We start from the raw sequence: 15,541 nt of genomic DNA on the forward strand, positions 1-15,541 counted from the left end.
GCCTATGTTTCGGACCCATGCGCATCCGCGTCTTCGATTCCGAGCGGGAGGCCGCCGCCACGTGCGCCCAGCGAATCGCCCGAGCGGTGGCGGCACGCCCCTCCCTGGTGCTGGGGCTCCCCACGGGGCGCACGCCGCTCAACGTGTACCGGGAGCTGGTGGAATTGTTCACACGCGGCGGTTTGGATTGGGCCCAGGTCCGGACCTTCAACCTGGATGAGTTTCTGGGGGTGTCGGCGGACGACGCGGGCAGCTTCCGCGCCTACATGGAGCGGCACCTCTTCCAGCACGTCAACCTGTCGCCCGCGAACATCCAGTTCCTGGATGGCGCGGTGGAGGACGCGGAGGCGGAGTGCGCGCGCTACGAGGCCCGGTTGGCAGAAGCGGGCGGACTGGACCTGGTGTTGCTGGGGCTCGGTTCGAACGGGCACCTGGCCTTCAACGAGCCGGCGGACGGCCTGCGCGCGCGGTGTCACCGGACGCGGCTGAGCCGCCAGACGCGCGAGGCCAACCTCATGCTCTTCGGGGATGACCCGTCGCGCGTGCCGATGGAGGCGCTCACGCTGGGCATGGCCAGCATCCTCCAGGCACGGCAGGCGCTGCTGCTGGCTTTCGGCGAGGCCAAGGCGGAGGCGGTGCGCGGCATGGTGGAGGGCCCCGTCTCCCCCCGCTGTCCCGCCTCCTTCCTCCAGCTCCACCCGGACGTCGAGGTGTGGCTGGACCCGGCGGCGGCTCGCGCGCTGTAGGCTGCTGCGCCCGCCTCAGCTCCGGCCATTCTCCGCGGGCGCGGCGGGCTTCTTCGGCTCCTTCGCCGCGGACGCCGGTGCCTTTGAGCGTGCCGGAGCCACCGGCTTCGGCTTCGCCACGGGCTTCACCGCGGGCGGCGCCTTCCGCGGCGGAGGCGGGCGCGTCAGCTCCCACGCCGCGAGCACCTTGGGCACGTAGAACTCCGTCTCGCCATTGCGCGGCACGCGGCCATTCACGGCGCCTGGGCCCGCGTTGTACGCGGCCACCGCGAGCCGCACGTCACCGAAGCGCCGAAGCTGCTGGGCCAGATAGCGTGCGCTGCCGTCAATCGCCGGCTCCGGGTCGAACGGGTCCTTCACACCCAGCATGGCCGCGGTGCCGGGCATCAGCTGTCCGGGCCCCATGGCTCCCGCCGGGGAGATGCGGTGCACGCGCGTCTCCGACTCCACCTGCACCAGCGCGCGCAGCAGCCCCGCGGGAAGGCGGTGCCGGCGCTCGGCCGCGTCGATGACGGGCTCCAGGGGCGCGTGTCCCTCCACCAGGCACGACGGCCGGTGCGCCAGATACGCGCGCAGCGCGCCCGCCTTGGCCTCCAGGAACGAGAAGGACAGCGGCGACACGAAGCTGTTGCCGAACCAGGCCACCGCGACGTTGAGCAGCACCACCGGCGCGAGCACACACGGCAACCACCACGCCCACCCGGGCACCGTCATCCCCGCACGCCGTGCCGCCCGCTTGCGTCCCACCCCTCCACCCTTAGGGGCGCTTGGGGCCTCCGTCCAACTTCCGGCGCCCGGGGCGGACCTCCGGGGGCAGGCGCAGCCCGTCCAGCACCAGCGTGGTGAGCGCGTCCGGCAGCTCCAGCGGGTTGCCGATGTCCTCCTCGCTCAGCACCGCCAGCAGCAGCCGCTCCACGGCGCCCACCACCGCCAGTCCGCTCACCGCCGGACGGATGGGGCGCAGCAGCCCGCTGGTGTGCGCCTTCTGCGTGATGTCCACCGCGTGACGCGCCACCTGCCGCGCCAGCTCCGCCACCTTCGTCCGCGCCCCCACGGCGGGCCCCCGGGACTCCTGGAGGTACAGCCGCACCACACCCGGGTACTGGAGGAGGGCGCTGGCAATCACCGCCGCCACCGCGCGGTACGCGTCGAACATGGCCTCCACGTTGCGCGCCTCCGCCAGGGAGTGGCCGCACGTCTCCAGCCCGGCCAGCAGCTCGCGGCGCACCGGCTCCAGCAGGCCGTCCACCAGCGCCGCCTTGTCGTCGAAGTACCGGTAGAACGTCCCCTTGGCCACCCCGGCCGCCTGGGTGATGTCGTCGATGGTGACGCCATCCAGGCCCCGCGCCAGGAACAGCTTCAGCGCGGCGTCCTCCAGGGACTGCTCTCGCTCTCGGCGGTGGGCCTCGCGGCGGCCTCCGGGCCGTGCGGGCGGCTTGCCCGTCTCCTGGGCGCCATCCGCCCGCGTGCCATCCCGGCTCGCCATTGCCGTGCGCTCCAGTCCATTGCGCGGTAGAAAAAGAGTGACCAAATAGTCATTTATGGGAAGCGAAGCGCCGGCCGGGCGCTTCGCCGGAGGCGACGATGATCGGCATCCCCCTGGGCTGGGTTTACTCCAATTTCGGTGAATGGGTCCTTCACAGGTCCGTCCTGCACGGCCTGGGGAAGAACCGGAAGAGCTTCTGGAGCTTCCACTGGCACGAGCACCACCAGAAGTCGCGGCGCCACGACATGGTGGACGACCAGTACATGCGCTCGCTGTGGAGCTGGTCGGCGCAGACCAAGGAGCTGATGGGGCTGGCGGTGCTGGCGCTGGCCCACGCGCCGCTGTTGCCGGTGGCGCCCTTCTTCGTGGGGACGGTGTGGGCCTGCGCGGCGAACTACTACTTCGTCCACCGGCGCGCGCACCTGGACCCGAAGTGGGCGCGTGAGCACCTGCCGTGGCACTACGACCACCACATGGGCAAGGACCAGAACGCGAACTGGTGCGTGACGCACCCGTTCTTCGACCTGGTCATGGGCACGCGGCGCGAGTTCCTCAACGTGCAACCTCCCGCGTCCAAGCAGCCCGCGCCCGTCGAACAGCCCGTGCCCGCGCCCGTGGAGGCCCGGAAGCGCGCGGCGGCGGCTTCCGGGCTCCGGTAACGGCGGGCGGCCTAGAACACCAGGTCGAAGTAGTTGGCGTGCGCCTTCACGCCCGCGCAGGCGCGCAGCGAGGCGGTCCAGTCCTCGGAAGGCAGCGTGCCCCGGGCGTCGAAGATGAACTCCAGCTCGGGCTGCCGGGCCAGGTCCATCAGGTCCACCGGGCCGGTGCTGGTGAGCTGGAGGGTGCGCGTGGGCGCGGTGCTGGTGCGCGTGTACTCACCGATGACGTGGGTGTCGTTGGAGCCCGGCAGGCGCACGGAGACGTTGGCGCGCTCCACGCCGCTCAGGTCCGTGTCGGCCGTCACCTCGAAGAGGCGCAGCCGGAGCTCGGTTTCGATGTCCGTGTCCTCGGGCAGCGGGTCGGAGAAGTCGCCCAGCGGGAAGGTGATGCTCCGCTCCACGTTGACGGTGAGCGGCAGCGCCGCGGGGAAGGACAGGTCGCGCTCCGTCTTGCAGATCTCCTCGGCCTCGGCCTCGATGAAGAAGAGGGATTCACAGCCGGTGGCGAGCATCGCGATGCTGGAGAGGAGCAGGATGCGGAAGGAAGTCGTTCGCATGGTTGAAAAGCTCCTGGCTCAGAAGAAGTAGAGGATGAAGCCCAGCTTCACGGAGGGCATGGTGGCGCGCACGGAGAGGTTCCTCGCGGTGACGTCCGGGTCATCCGTGGCGTCCTGGAGCAGGGCGCTCGCGTCGTCCACGCCCAGGTCCACGTAGCTGAGGCCCAGGTGCAGGAAGAAGTTGAAGCGGCTGGCCGCGCCCACCTCCAGGCCCACGCTGCCGGTGACGTAGTTGTACGTCACGTCGCGAATGGCCGCGCTGGCCCGGCTCGGCGTCGCGCCCAGCCAGTCCACCACGTCGTTGTAGTCCGAACCGAAGTAGTGCCCCGCCTCCACGTTGAAGGATGGCGCCAGGAAGGTCTGCATCGGCAGGATGCTCAGGCCGCCGCGCAAGCCGAAGCTGAGCGTGTTGGTGGTGGGGCCCGCTTGCAAGCGCAGCCACGGCAGCGGCCGCAGCACCGCGGACAGGCCCACGCCGTGCGGCGCGCCCGCGTCCAGCATGAGGCCAAAGCGGTGAGGGGTATCCGACCCGTCGGCCAGGGCCGGCGTCGCGGCCCCCAGGCCCAGGGCGCAGGTGAGCGCCGCGCCGTGCCGTCCCAGCAGGAATGTCCTTTGTCGTCTCGTCGAGGATGTCGCCATCGTCATGTCGTGTTCCAGCGTGTTCCGGCCCGGTGGCCATCATTCGCGCGACCGGGCGGAAAAAGAAGCGACGTCAGGGAAAATGACGGCGGGAAGAGGCCGCTTCGGCGCTGGTATCCGACATTGGCGGCCAGGGCCGCCGGTATTTCAGGGCTCTGTCGTCCGATTGGCGGCGAGCCCGATGACGTTGACCATCAAATCCTTGATGCGGCGCGGCTTCTCTCCGCCGTTGTCGCGGACGATGAGGTCGATGTCGTCGTCGGCCCGGTGGTACTCGGGGATGAGGTCTCCGCCGCCGTTGGGGTTGGACAGGCCCTCGAACATGAAGAGGACGTCCTCGCCCTTGCGCCCGAAGGACGCACCGTCCTGCCGGTCGCGGAACACGTTGATGTCCCGGTTGATGCGGTCGAACGGGTCATCGAGCTTCGCGTTCGCCTGGTCCAGCACGTCCCGGAAGTAGTTGGGCTGTCCGCGCGAGTTGGTGTCCACCACGGACAGGCGCTGGTCATCCCAGCGGCCCACCATGTCCACGTTGATGACGCCGGCAATCTCCTCCATGCCGAGCCCCGGAATCGGGTGGTCCACGAAGTACTGCGAGCCCACCAGGCCCTTCTCCTCGGCGCCCGTCCACAGGAAGAGCACGGAGCGGTCCAGCTCGCCGCGCCTGGCCGCCTCCGCCAGCTCCGGCACCGCCGCCATCAGCACCGCGCTGCCGGAGGCGTTGTCGTCCGCGCCGTTGAGGACGTTGCCGCGCCGGTCCACGCCGTCGTGGTCCAGGTGGGCCATCACCACGATGACCTCGTCCTTGTTCGGCCCCGAGCCCGGCAGCAGCGCCATGGTGTTCACCGCCTGTCCGGACGGGGAGGCGAGCTGGCGCAGCTCCTCCACGCTTCGCCGCGCCCCCTCGCGCGGCGGCGCCAGGGGCAGGCCGCGCGCGTTCATCGACTTCTCGTACTGCTGGTTGAGCAGCGCGAGCGTCTCCTTGGGCATGTTGTCGTCGAGGTAGAAGCCGCCCTCGAACAGCGCGTGTCCGTAGGTGCTCGGCGTGTGGGCGTGCTCGCCCGATTCGCCGCGCACCCCGGGCCGGCCCGCGAACGAGTACACGTCGAAGCGCTGCTCGAAGGCGTTGTCCGGGTTGTTCGTGTTGGGGCCGACGAGGCCGTACTTCTGCACGTGCTGCTGCACGTACAGCGACGCGGCATCCAGACCGGCTGACGGGCTGTCGCGGCCCTGGAGCTCGTCCGAGGACAGGTACGCGATGTGCGTCATCGGGTCCGAGTCCACCGCGACGCTGTCCACCTCCGGCTCCGGCGCGGGGGCCGGCTCCACCGGCGCGGTGGGCGGCGGCGTGGGCACGGTGCACACGAGCGGTCGGGGCGCGCGGGCCGATGACTCGAAGCGGTCCGCGTTCCAACCAGGAGGCGCGCTGGCGGGCTTCGCCGGGGACTCGGCGGCCCGGGGGTCCTTCGCCACGGCGGCGCGCGGCGGAAGTGAGGGGAGAGGACGCGGGCTGTCGCTGACTTTCGTGGCCATGGTGGAGGAGTCCCGGTGCGCGTGGGGGTAGCGCGTCTTGGAATTATCCGTCCCAGCCGTCCGAGAGTTGTGTGCCTTCTTTTTCCCTGCGATTGCCGGGGGTTGTTGAAGGCCGGACGTCGCTCCGCCCCGCCGGTCAATACCTGCACCTGGAAGCCGGTGACACGTTGCAAGTCCGGAAAGCACCGGGCTGCGAGTGGCCCGGGTCGACCGGCCCAGGACGGGGGGTCCGGATGATCGACGAAGTCGATCAACGTTTGAAGGCGTGGGTGGGCCGCATTGCCGGTGATGTCCCGGTGTTCCTGGGCGTGCCGGACCGCGAATCGCTCGAGCGAGGCGTCTGCCTGTACCTGCTGGAGCTGGGGCCCGCGCCTCCGGCCCGAGGCGGGGGCGGGGGGCGCGCGTCGCTGCAGATTTCGGTCTGCTACGTCATCACCGCGGGGGCGGAGTCCCCGGAGCGAGCGCACCGGCTGCTGGGTGAGCTCGTCTTCGCGGCCATGGAGGAGGCGGACTTCGAGGTGGAGCTCACGCCGGTGCCCACCACGGTGTGGGCCGGGCTGAGGACCGCGCCGCGTCCCTGCTTCCGCCTGCGCGTCCCGGTGCGGCGGGAGCGCGCGATGCCCGTCATCCACCGGGTGCTCTTTCCCGCCACGCCCCAGGCCGCGCCGACGCCCGCGGAGGCGCTGCTGGGCTGTGTCGTCGGCCCGGGGGACGTGCCGATTCCGGGCGCGCTCGTCGAACTGCCCACGTTGAAGCTCACCACGCGCACGGATGCCAAGGGCTGCTTCCGTTTTCCCAGCGTGCCCCCCGTGGCCACGCTGGGGCGGCTGGAAGTGCGCGCCAGGGGTGAGCTGCTCGAGCTGGGCTCGGAGGTGCTCGCCGCCGAGCCCCAGCCGCTGCTCATCCGCCTGCCGTTGAAGGAGGAGTGACATGCCGCAAAGCCACCCGCCGTCTGTCACCTCCGAGGAGACGCCACGCGGCGCCGAGCGCGTGCCCGCGTCACCGAGTGCCACCGCGCCGACCCCTGCTCACGGGACGCTGGAGACGTCCTGGATTGATGAATGGGGCATGGCGCCCGTGGCGTCCTTCCCCGATGCGTGGAGCGCGCGGCTGAAGGCGTCGGTCGCCGGTGCGCCCGATGCGTGGAGCGTGGGCCCCGTGGCTTCCATTCCCGGTGTCTCCGATGCGTGGGGCGCAGGGCTGGAGGAGACTGTCTCTGCCGCGCTCGACGCGTGGGATGCAGGGCGGGTGTCGATTGTCCCTGCTGCGCTTGCTGCGCGGAGCCCGGGGCCGGAGACGGCGGCGCCTGATGCGTGGGGCGTGGGGCCCGAGTGGCTCGCGGTGTATGCGCTGAGCCCGGCGGCGCGGGGCCTTCAGGCAGCCACGTCGGAGGCCAGGGAGCGGAGCGAGCCTCCTCCCGTGGCCACCGCAGGGACGCGACGACGAGGTGAATGATGGAACGGACAGCCTTCCGCGACAGGCCGGGCGATGGGGGAACCGCCGGGCTTGAGGCGGGAGCGCTGGCCTGACTCGCTCAATGCCGCACGGTCCTCCAAGAGAACAGGTCGATGTCTCGCGTCTTCGATGTCTCCGCAGTCACGGACACCCTTCGTCTGTCCCCCAGCGGGACGGGGGAGGCCGTCTTCCACGTCATCAACGCCTCGCGTGCACCCGTGCGCGCGCGCCTCTCGGTGGTGCCTGAAGCAGGTGCCCGGCGGGAGTGGCTCTTCATCGACGGCGAGACCCAGCGCGACTTTCCTCCGACGGGCGCGCAGCGAATCCTCATCCGGCTCCGCGTGCCAGCGGGGACGCCACCGGGCCACTTCACCTTCCACCTGCGAGTGGAGGACTGCGACAGCCCCGACGCGCGGTTCGCGCAGGGGCCCGCCGTCACCGTGGAGGTGGTCTCCTCGCCGCCCGCCGCCAGGGCATTCCCCATGAACTGGGCTGTCATGGCGGTGGGGACGTTCATCCTGCTGGGGACGGTGGCCTCCCTGCTCGCCGCGGGCAGGGCGCGGCAGCCCAGCCCCGGGGCCCCCTGTCCGGATGGGCATTGTGGCAGGGGGCTGACGTGCGCGAAGCAGTTCGATGGGGGCGTGTGCCTGGCCTCGCAAGGCCAGCCCTGTGAGGCCGGCTCCCAGTGCATCACCGGCTACTGTGAGCCCGGCGTGGGGTGCACGGTGCCGCTGGGAAAGGACTGCGCCTCCCCGGAGGACTGCCCGGGCGCGCTGACGTGCGCCGACGTGCTGGGCTCGTCCGTCTGTCTCCTCGAGCCGGGAGAGGACTGCGAGCACGACCGCGACTGCGCCAGCTTCTTCTGCAACGCGGAGCGCAAATGCAACCGGGATGACGGGCGCTGTGACAGCAACGCCGAATGTCATTCGCCCACGCAGTGTGGCGCGACGAAGCTGTGCCAGCTCCCAGATGGACAGCCGTGCATGCGGCACGAGGCCTGCCTCTCCGGCTACTGCTCGGAGACCTGCCAGATATCGCCGGAGTCCTTCCAGTGCGAGTCACCGTGCCCCGCGTACACCGCCTGTGTGTCGGGAAGCTGCACCCCCGTGGATGGAAAGCTCCTCAACCAGAACATGCTGCTGACGGCGCCCCGGATCCTCAAGGGCATCCGGGAGCTGCGCATCCAGCAGGGCACCCAGCCGTAGCCGGTGCGTGTCACTGCAGTTCCGGCCGCACCGTCTTGCCGATGTCCACCAGCCGCCGCACCTGTTCTTCGCTCAAGCCCAGGTGCCGCGCGGCGCCCGGGACGTCCCCCGGAATGAAGGCGCGCATGGCCCGGGGACTGAACCAGTTGAAGAGCGTCACGACGCCGCGGACCAGTGGGGATTCGGTGAACACCGCCGTGGGCGGAATGACGTAGTCCTTGGGCACCTGGTTGAGCGCCTGTTGCCGCTGGGTGGCATTGGGCCCGGGCCCTTCGGCCAGGACGAGCTGCCCGGTGGCCGTGTCCTGGTGACGCGCGATGAGCTCGCAGTAGCGCGCCCAGTCGTCGGGGGCCGGTGGCTGCGCGTTGTGCGCCACCACCAGCACCGTGCCGACATATGCCAGCCCCAACGTTCGGCTCCGCACCACATCCTGGATGTCGGGCGCGTCGAGCTGGACGGGAGCTGTCATCGCCGCGTCTCTCCGTTGGATTGCGAGCATGCCGGAGTGTTCCTCCGCATGACTCCATGTGCAACCTGTATTCCTTGGAATACTTGTCGCTCCGGCGTCCGAGGTGAGGGCGCCGGAGGAGCGGCTTGGGGCTACCGGGCAGGGACGCGGAGGACCAGGCCCGGCGGAGGCAGGGTCCAGGCAGAGGTGGTGTCTCCCCAGGCCGCGATGGTGCCGTTGTGCCGGAGCGCCAGGCTCTTGTTGAAGGCCTGGCCCGCGACGGCGGCGACATCCGTCAATCCCGCAGGGAGCGTCGTCTGGCCATAGGCGCCGTTCCCCCAGGCGACGACGGTGCCGTTGGACCGGAGCGCCATGTAGTGGTGTTCGCCTGCCGCGACCTCCACGACGTCGCTGAGGTCCGGGGTGAGCGCGAGGTCGTAGTACGCCGCGCCAAATCCCCAGACGGCCGCGGTCCCGTCCGCCCGCAGCGCCAGCGCGCTGCTGCTCGTGTTGGCGATGGCCACTGCGTCGTCCAGGTCCGCCGGGACGGCGAGGAGGTCGAACACGTCCTGCCCCCAGACGGTGAGGGTGCCATCCGCCTTGAGCGCCATGCCGTGGTACGCCCCCGCGGACACCGCGACCACGTCCTGAAGCCCTTCAGGGACATGCGTCTGCGGGTCGGTTTCCGCGCCGATGGCCACGACCGTCCCATCCCGCTTGAGCGCGAGGACCAGGACTCCGTTCGCGCTGATGTCCACGACGTCCGACAGGCCCGCGGGCACCGGGACGGGGTCGGGGCCTCCCCACTTGACGACGGTTCCATCCGCCTGCAGGGCCACGGCGAAGGACATCCCCGCGCCCACGCTCACGACATCGGAAAGCCCTGCTGGCGTCGGAGTGACATCATTCAGGGAGTCGGCCGAGCCCCAGACGGTGACGGTGTTGTTCGGCAGGACGCCAATGCCCCAGTCGGCCGCATGCGCGAGGGTCCGCTGCCGGAGCACTCGCAGCGACGCGGTGGCGGCGGGCTTCCAATCCACGCCAGGCGTGACGACGACCTCCTGCTCGCCGGGCACGAGGCTCCCCGGCACGCGCACCACCACCTCGGTGTCCGACCAGGACAGGTATTCCTCGGCGTCCACGCCGCCGATGGAGACGCGGGAGGTGCCACGCGCCTCGCCGAAGCCGGAGCCGGTGAGCTTCAGGTGGCCCCGCTGCACGGTGAGGGCGGGCGCCTGGAGCACCAGGGCTTCCTGGCGGCGGCTCAGCGACAGGTCGACCGACGTCGTCTGACCCGGTTGGACCTCCAGCGTGTTCCCGGCCTGCTCGTAGTTGCTCCGATGGGCCTCCACGGTGTGCGTTCCCGGGGGGACGTTGTCGAACGTGAAGCGGCCTTGCGCGTCCGTGGTCACGCTGTCGCGCACGCCGGAGAGGATGACGGTGGTGCCCTCATGGTGGCTCTCCCCTTCGAGGAGGGCCTGCCCCGTCACGCGGCCGAGCTGTGTCCCTGCGTCGTGTGGCGGTGTGCCGGCGTCGGGCGTGGGGGTGGGACTGTCAGGGGTGCAGGCGGAAAGGACCAGGAGGAGGGCCCAGAGCCATGAGGTTCTTGCGAGACGCATCATCGGGATTCCAGTGTGTGCGGGGGAGGCGCTCCTCGGGCGGGAGGAGGAGGCCTTCGACGAGGAATAAAGCCTGTGGCAGCGACCTGTCGCCCACTGGGAATTGTTATTCAGAATGCGTCTGGCGTTGCCAGCGTCCGCGCCTAGTCGAGGATGAGTTCCAACATCAGGTCGTCCTCGGGGTCCTCCTGGATGGACGCGTCCGAGTCGTCCACGTCGTAGCCCTTGAGGGAGAAGCCCAGGGGTGTCTGTGCGCCGATGCAGGGAGTCGTGCGGGGCGAGGTCCCCACGCCGTCGCCATCCACGTCGGGGTAGAGAACGACCCTCCGGTAGCGCGCGGCGTCCGTGTCATCGCAATCGTTACCCGTGGCCTGGGTGAAGTAGGGAGCGGGAAGTGACGCACCGGTGCACAGGGTTCCGGCCTCGGGTTGGGTGTGCCCATCCGCGTCCCGGTCCACATGTGCGTAGGCCACCTGTCGCCAGCGCGCCGCGTCTTCCACCGCGCAGTCCGTCCCCTGGGCCGACCACGGCGCGGGCACCGTGCCATCCGTGCACAGCGCGACCGCGTCTCCCTCGCCCACGCCGTCCCCGTCCGCATCCGTCCATGCCTGGAGCGTGGTGTGGACGCTCCGGTCCGCGTCGTCGCAGTCGTTCCCTCGTGGTGTGGTGGCATGGCCGGGCGGCAGCGCCATGCCCGAGCACACCGTGCCCTCTTCCGGCGCGGTGAAGCTGTCACCGTCCGCATCCCGGTGCGAGTAGGCCAGGAGCCTCCAGCGGAGGGGGGCCGTGTCGTCGCAGTCGGTGTTCACCGCCGAGTACCCAAAGGGAATCTGCCGACCCGCGCAGAAGGTCTGCCGCGTGCCCGCGCCGAAGCTGTCCCCGTCATCGTCGGAATACACATGCCAGGTCACCATGACGGTGGCATCGCGGTCGTCGCAGTCATGACCGGTGGGCCACTGGGCATAGCCCGGAGGAAGCGCCGCGCCGCTGCAGGTCACGCCCTGTTCGGGCACCGTGTCGCCGTCACCGTCCAAGTCCCGGTGGGCATAGGAGCGCCACTGCCACAGCGTGGCGTCCTCCGGCGCGCAGTCAACGGAGTCCAGCGCGTAGCCGGGTGGCGCCGTGCGGCCCGTGCATCGCATGACGGGGTCACCACTGCCGAAGCCGTCTCCGTCCGCATCCGCGTAGACGGTGCGCTCCTGCCACCATGCGGCGTTCGTGTCGTCGCAGTCCAGGCCGCGCGCCTCCAGGGCGTAGCCGGCGGGCAGGGTCATGCCGGAGCAGACCCGGCCTTCCTCGGGCACGGTGAAGCCGTCGCCGTCCGCGTCCCGGTGGGTGTAGTCGCGCCACGTCGAGCGCGCGCGGTCGTCGGGCGCGCAGTCGCCGTCGACTGCCGCGTAGCCCCGGGGCAGGTCCATGCCCGCGCAGTGGGAGATGGGCTCGCCGTTGCCGATGCCGTCGAAGTCCGCGTCCGGCCAGAGCTGGATGGATGCGGCGAAGCGGGGGGCGTTGTCGTCGCAGTCCGGCGCGCCGGGTTGCTCGCGGTAGCCCACGAGAGGCTCTCCCACGCAGCCCGTCACCGGGCCTTCCGCGGTCGCTCCGTCGCCATCCTGGTCAGGATAGAGCCCGGCCCGCTCCCGCCAGCGGGTCGCGTCGCCCGGAGCGCAGTCGCCGCTCTGCTGACTCCAGCCTTCGGGGAGGCGCTCGCCGGCGCAGACCTCGCGCATCGCGCCAGCGCCCACGCCGTCGCGGTCATCGTCCGCGGAGCCTTCCAGGAGCCGCCACCGGCTCGCATCGCCGGGTGCGCAGTCCGCCGCGTCCGCGACACCGTCCCCGTCCGTGTCCTCTTCCGTGGGGCCTGCTTCCGGAGAACACCCCGCGAGGAGTCCCGCCACGGTCAGCGTCAACACCAGCCACGTCTTTCGGTTCGTCCCCATGGGCGCCGTTCGTGCCATCCGCGTGTGGCGCTATGGGAGGCGGGTCAGCTTGCAGGCGAACTGACGGTAGTAATTCGTCTGCGCTTCTACCGACATCGTGAACAGGTAGACGCCGGGCTTCGCCATGGTGAGCAGGGCCATCCGGTCGCAGCGGCCACCAAGCACCTGGAAATTCTCTTCCGAGCCATGTGTCACCCGAAAGGTCACGGTCCGAGGAGCCGCTTCACCTTGGAGCACCCCCGTGACTTCAACGTTGCCATCGAGCCTGATGGTGTAGTCGTCCACTGTCGTGAAGACATAGGGTTGGCCCACTGTTGCCTGTTCCGCGAGCGCGGTCGGAGCCAGGGCAACGGCCGCGAGCATGGAAAAGGCCTGGATTCGCCGGGACAGGGACTTCGGCATAAGGGGTTCCTCGCGGAGGGGCTGAAAACGGGCGGATTCCGCCATGGGCCCACGCCCTATACGCCCTCCATTCGATTCCTTGGCGGGTTCGGCGCCAACGCGCCCCGTGCTGCACCTTGTCACAGCCGTCTGGCTGCAATACGCCTAGAGGCATGTCCACCGCCGCGCTCCCCGCCGACTTCCTCCAGGCCATCACCGAGGGCTTCCCCGTAGACTTCCTCACCCGGGAGCCTGGGGAACTCCAGGAGTACGGCCGCGATTGGACGCGCGTCTACGCGCCCGCCCCCGCCGCCGTGGCGCTTCCCCGGACGACGGACGAGGTCTCCCGGCTGCTCGCCCTGTGCCACCAGCATCACATCGCCGTGGTGCCCTCCGGCGGTCGCACCGGGCTGGCAGGCGGCGCGGTGGCGGCCCGGGGCGAGCTGGTCCTGTCCCTCCAGCGCATGACGCGCATGGGGCCGGTGGACCTGCTCGGCAATACGGTGCGTGTGCAGGCGGGCGCGGTGACGGAGGCCGTCCATCACCACTGTGCGGAGCACGGCCTCACCTGGCCGGTGGACTTCGCCTCCAAGGGCTCCAGCACGGTGGGTGGCAACATCGCCACCAACGCGGGCGGGGTGAAGGTCATCCGTTACGGCCTCACGCGCCAGTGGGTGCTGGGGCTCCAGGTCGTCACCGCCCAGGGGGAGGTGCTGGAGCTCAATGGCGCGCTGGAGAAGAACAACACCGGCACGGACCTGCGCCAGCTCTTCATCGGCAGCGAGGGCACCCTGGGCGTCATCACCGAGGCCACCCTCAAGCTCACCCAGCTCCCCGGCAAGCAGGACGTGTTCCTCTTCGCGGTGCCGGACGTGGCGGCCGTGCTGCGGTTGTTCCGCGACGCGCGCCGGCAGAACGCCTTCAGCATCTCCGCCTACGAGTTCTTCACCGACCGGTGCATGGCGCGCCTGGGCCGCCACCGCAAGCTGCGCCCGCCCTTCGAGACGCCCAGCGAGTGCTACGTGCTGCTGGAGGCGGAGGCGAAGGACGCCGCCGCGGTGGAGGGCTGGTTGGGCTCGCTCTTCGAACGCGAGCTGGTGACGGACGGCGTCCAGGCCCAGGGCGCGGCGCAGGCGGCCGAGCTGTGGGCGCTGCGCGAGGGCATCAGCGAGAGCCTCTCCGCCACCGGCCTGCCGCACAAGAACGACATCTCCCTGCCGGTTGCGGGGCTGGAGGCCTTCTGCGCGGAGCTGGAGGCCATCTTCAGCGCGCGCTACCCGGGCTGGGAAATCTGCCTCTTCGGCCACATCGGCGACGGCAACCTGCACGTCAACGTGATGAAGCCGGACGCCATGGACAAGGCGGAGTTCCTGGCCCACACGAAGCAGGCGGACCCCACCATGTTCGCGCTGGTGCAGAAGCACGGCGGAAGCATCTCCGCCGAGCACGGCGTCGGCCTGCTGAAGAAGGACTACCTGGGCTACTCACGCGCGCCGGCGGAGCTGGCCTTGCTGCGCACCCTCAAGCGGGCGCTGGACCCTCGATGCATCCTCAACCCGGGCAAGGTCGTGGATGCCTGAGGGCGCCGGACGTCAGGACAGGATGCGCGTCTTGATGTCCGTCTCCAGCCCGGCGATGGCGTCGCACACCGGGGTGGACACGTCCTGGTCCAGGTCCATCAGCAGGTAGCCGATGTTGGCGTCCGTGCTGAGCACCTGGGCGTGGATGTTGGCGTTGAGGTCGGAGACGATGCGGTTGATGTCGCGCAGCACGCCCGGGATGTTGCGGTGCACGTTGAGGATGCGGTGCGTGCCCGGGATGAGCGGCGACTCGATGTTCGGGAAGTTGACCGCGCCCGTGCTGGCGCCCGCCTTGAAGTACTTCAGCAGGCTGGTGGCCACCTCCTTGCCGATGGAGGCCTGCGCCTCTTCCGTGGACCCGCCGATGTGCGGCGTGAGGACCACGTTGGGCAGGCCCTGGAGCGCGGTGACGAAGCCGTCCGAGTTGCTCTCCGGCTCCTCCGGGTAGACGTCCACCGCGGCGCCGCCCAGGTGCTGGGACTTGAGCGCCCGCGCCAGCGCGTCGATGTCCACCACCGTGCCTCGGCTGGCGTTGATGAGGCAGGCGCCCTTCTTCATCTGGGCAATCTGCTCGGCGCCCATCATCATGTGCGTGGTGGGCAGCGCGGGCACGTGGAGGGTGACGAAGTCGGAAGCGCCGAGCAGCTCCTCCAGGGTGATGGCTGGCTGCGCGTTGCCCAGCGGCAGCTTGGTCATCACGTCGAAGTAGAGGACGCGCATGCCCAGCGCCTCGGCGATGACGCCCAGCTGCGAGCCGATGTGGCCATAGCCGATGATGCCCAGCGTCTTGCCGCGCACCTCATGGCTGCCGGTGGCCACCTTGCGCCACTGGCCCGCGTGGACCTCCCGGCTGCGCTCGAAGAGCTGCCGCGTCAGGACGATGACTTCCGCAATCACCATCTCCGCCACGCTGCGCGTGTTGCTGAAGGGCGCGTTGAAGACGGGGATGCCGTGCGTGTTGGCGGACGTCAGGTCCACCTGGTTGGTGCCGATGCAGAAGGCCCCGATGGCCAGCAGGTTCTCCGCGTGCTCCAGCGCCGCGAGCGGCACCGTCGTCTTGCTGCGGATGCCCAGCAGGTGCACCCCCTTCAGCCGCTCCGCCAGCTCGTCCGGCTTGAGGGCGGACGAGACGCGCTCCACCTGGAAGCCCTCGGCGGCCAGCATCTCGCCCGCGGACGGGTGGATGTTCTCCAGCAGCAGGGCTCGGAAGGGGCCGTCACTGCTGATGGCGCGCGTCGGAGAGGGCGGGAACTGGGGAGTGCTCATGGCGCCTTGCGTTAGACCTGGGGCTGGGGA

Annotated in this window: 16 protein-coding genes; 6 read left to right on the forward strand and 10 right to left on the reverse strand. The window is 70.3% G+C overall.

Going from position 1 to position 15,541, the window contains the following annotated elements:
* Positions 1-17 precede the first annotated feature (17 nt).
* Positions 18-746, forward strand: coding sequence for a glucosamine-6-phosphate deaminase (locus tag BLU09_RS09945; RefSeq protein ID WP_090488587.1), 729 nt, complete (start codon positions 18-20; stop codon positions 744-746).
* A 15-nt stretch (positions 747-761) separates the two neighbouring features.
* Here the strand turns inward: BLU09_RS09945 and BLU09_RS09950 are convergent, their stop codons facing one another.
* Both BLU09_RS09950 and BLU09_RS09955 read right to left on the reverse strand, forming a co-directional pair.
* The gene (locus tag BLU09_RS09950; RefSeq protein WP_090488589.1) at positions 762-1,493 is read right to left on the reverse strand and encodes a lytic transglycosylase domain-containing protein; all 732 of its coding nucleotides are present in this window, start codon (positions 1,491-1,493) and stop codon (positions 762-764) included.
* A gap of 10 nt (positions 1,494-1,503) precedes the next feature.
* Entirely contained in the window at positions 1,504-2,232 is a 729-nt protein-coding gene (locus tag BLU09_RS09955) for a TetR/AcrR family transcriptional regulator (RefSeq protein WP_090488591.1), read from the reverse strand.
* Positions 2,233-2,330: 98 nt separating this feature from the next.
* On the opposite strand from BLU09_RS09955, the gene BLU09_RS09960 reads away from it, so the two are divergent.
* A complete protein-coding gene (locus BLU09_RS09960) occupies positions 2,331-2,891 on the forward strand; it encodes a sterol desaturase family protein (protein WP_090488593.1) in 561 nt (186 codons plus the stop codon).
* A gap of 11 nt (positions 2,892-2,902) precedes the next feature.
* Here the strand turns inward: BLU09_RS09960 and BLU09_RS09965 are convergent, their stop codons facing one another.
* From BLU09_RS09965 to BLU09_RS09975, 3 genes are all read right to left on the reverse strand, one after another.
* Positions 2,903-3,448: a hypothetical protein gene (locus tag BLU09_RS09965; protein ID WP_090488595.1), complete on the reverse strand. Its 546-nt coding sequence runs from the start codon at positions 3,446-3,448 to the stop codon at positions 2,903-2,905.
* Positions 3,449-3,466: 18 nt separating this feature from the next.
* On the reverse strand, positions 3,467-4,093 hold the full coding sequence (locus tag BLU09_RS09970; RefSeq protein ID WP_011556298.1) for a hypothetical protein: 627 nt from the start codon (positions 4,091-4,093) through the stop codon (positions 3,467-3,469).
* Between the two features lie 141 nt (positions 4,094-4,234).
* Positions 4,235-5,620 carry a M28 family metallopeptidase gene (locus BLU09_RS09975; protein ID WP_090488597.1) on the reverse strand — a complete coding sequence of 462 codons (1,386 nt, stop codon included), beginning with the start codon at positions 5,618-5,620 and terminating at the stop codon, positions 4,235-4,237.
* Positions 5,621-5,853: 233 nt separating this feature from the next.
* Between BLU09_RS09975 and BLU09_RS09980 the strand changes: the two genes are divergently transcribed.
* From BLU09_RS09980 to BLU09_RS09990, 3 genes are all read left to right on the forward strand, one after another.
* A complete protein-coding gene (locus tag BLU09_RS09980; RefSeq protein ID WP_244171589.1) occupies positions 5,854-6,549 on the forward strand; it encodes a carboxypeptidase-like regulatory domain-containing protein in 696 nt (231 codons plus the stop codon).
* A 1-nt stretch (position 6,550) separates the two neighbouring features.
* A complete protein-coding gene (locus BLU09_RS09985; RefSeq protein ID WP_244171590.1) occupies positions 6,551-7,075 on the forward strand; it encodes a hypothetical protein in 525 nt (174 codons plus the stop codon).
* A 113-nt stretch (positions 7,076-7,188) separates the two neighbouring features.
* Positions 7,189-8,280, forward strand: coding sequence for a hypothetical protein (locus BLU09_RS09990; protein ID WP_090488601.1), 1,092 nt, complete (start codon positions 7,189-7,191; stop codon positions 8,278-8,280).
* A gap of 10 nt (positions 8,281-8,290) precedes the next feature.
* On the opposite strand, the gene BLU09_RS09995 is transcribed toward BLU09_RS09990, so the two are convergent.
* From BLU09_RS09995 to BLU09_RS10010, 4 genes are all read right to left on the reverse strand, one after another.
* Positions 8,291-8,779, reverse strand: coding sequence for an STAS/SEC14 domain-containing protein (locus BLU09_RS09995; protein ID WP_244171591.1), 489 nt, complete (start codon positions 8,777-8,779; stop codon positions 8,291-8,293).
* A 101-nt stretch (positions 8,780-8,880) separates the two neighbouring features.
* Positions 8,881-10,218 (reverse strand): carboxypeptidase regulatory-like domain-containing protein, encoded by a 1,338-nt coding sequence (locus tag BLU09_RS10000; protein WP_090488604.1) that lies wholly within the window; start codon positions 10,216-10,218, stop codon positions 8,881-8,883.
* A 272-nt stretch (positions 10,219-10,490) separates the two neighbouring features.
* Entirely contained in the window at positions 10,491-12,284 is a 1,794-nt protein-coding gene (locus BLU09_RS10005; RefSeq protein WP_244171592.1) for a hypothetical protein, read from the reverse strand.
* A 30-nt stretch (positions 12,285-12,314) separates the two neighbouring features.
* The gene (locus tag BLU09_RS10010) at positions 12,315-12,686 is read right to left on the reverse strand and encodes a hypothetical protein (protein WP_244171593.1); all 372 of its coding nucleotides are present in this window, start codon (positions 12,684-12,686) and stop codon (positions 12,315-12,317) included.
* A 152-nt stretch (positions 12,687-12,838) separates the two neighbouring features.
* Here BLU09_RS10010 and BLU09_RS10015 point away from each other — a divergent pair, with 152 nt between their 5' ends.
* Positions 12,839-14,245, forward strand: a complete 1,407-nt coding sequence (locus tag BLU09_RS10015; protein WP_090488611.1) for an FAD-binding oxidoreductase — start codon at positions 12,839-12,841, stop codon at positions 14,243-14,245.
* 12 nt (positions 14,246-14,257) lie between these two features.
* Here the strand turns inward: BLU09_RS10015 and serA are convergent, their stop codons facing one another.
* Positions 14,258-15,511 carry a phosphoglycerate dehydrogenase gene (gene serA, locus BLU09_RS10020; RefSeq protein ID WP_090488613.1) on the reverse strand — a complete coding sequence of 418 codons (1,254 nt, stop codon included), beginning with the start codon at positions 15,509-15,511 and terminating at the stop codon, positions 14,258-14,260.
* Positions 15,512-15,541 lie beyond the last annotated feature (30 nt).

This window comes from Myxococcus virescens (genome assembly GCF_900101905.1).
Taxonomy (GTDB): domain Bacteria; phylum Myxococcota; class Myxococcia; order Myxococcales; family Myxococcaceae; genus Myxococcus; species Myxococcus virescens.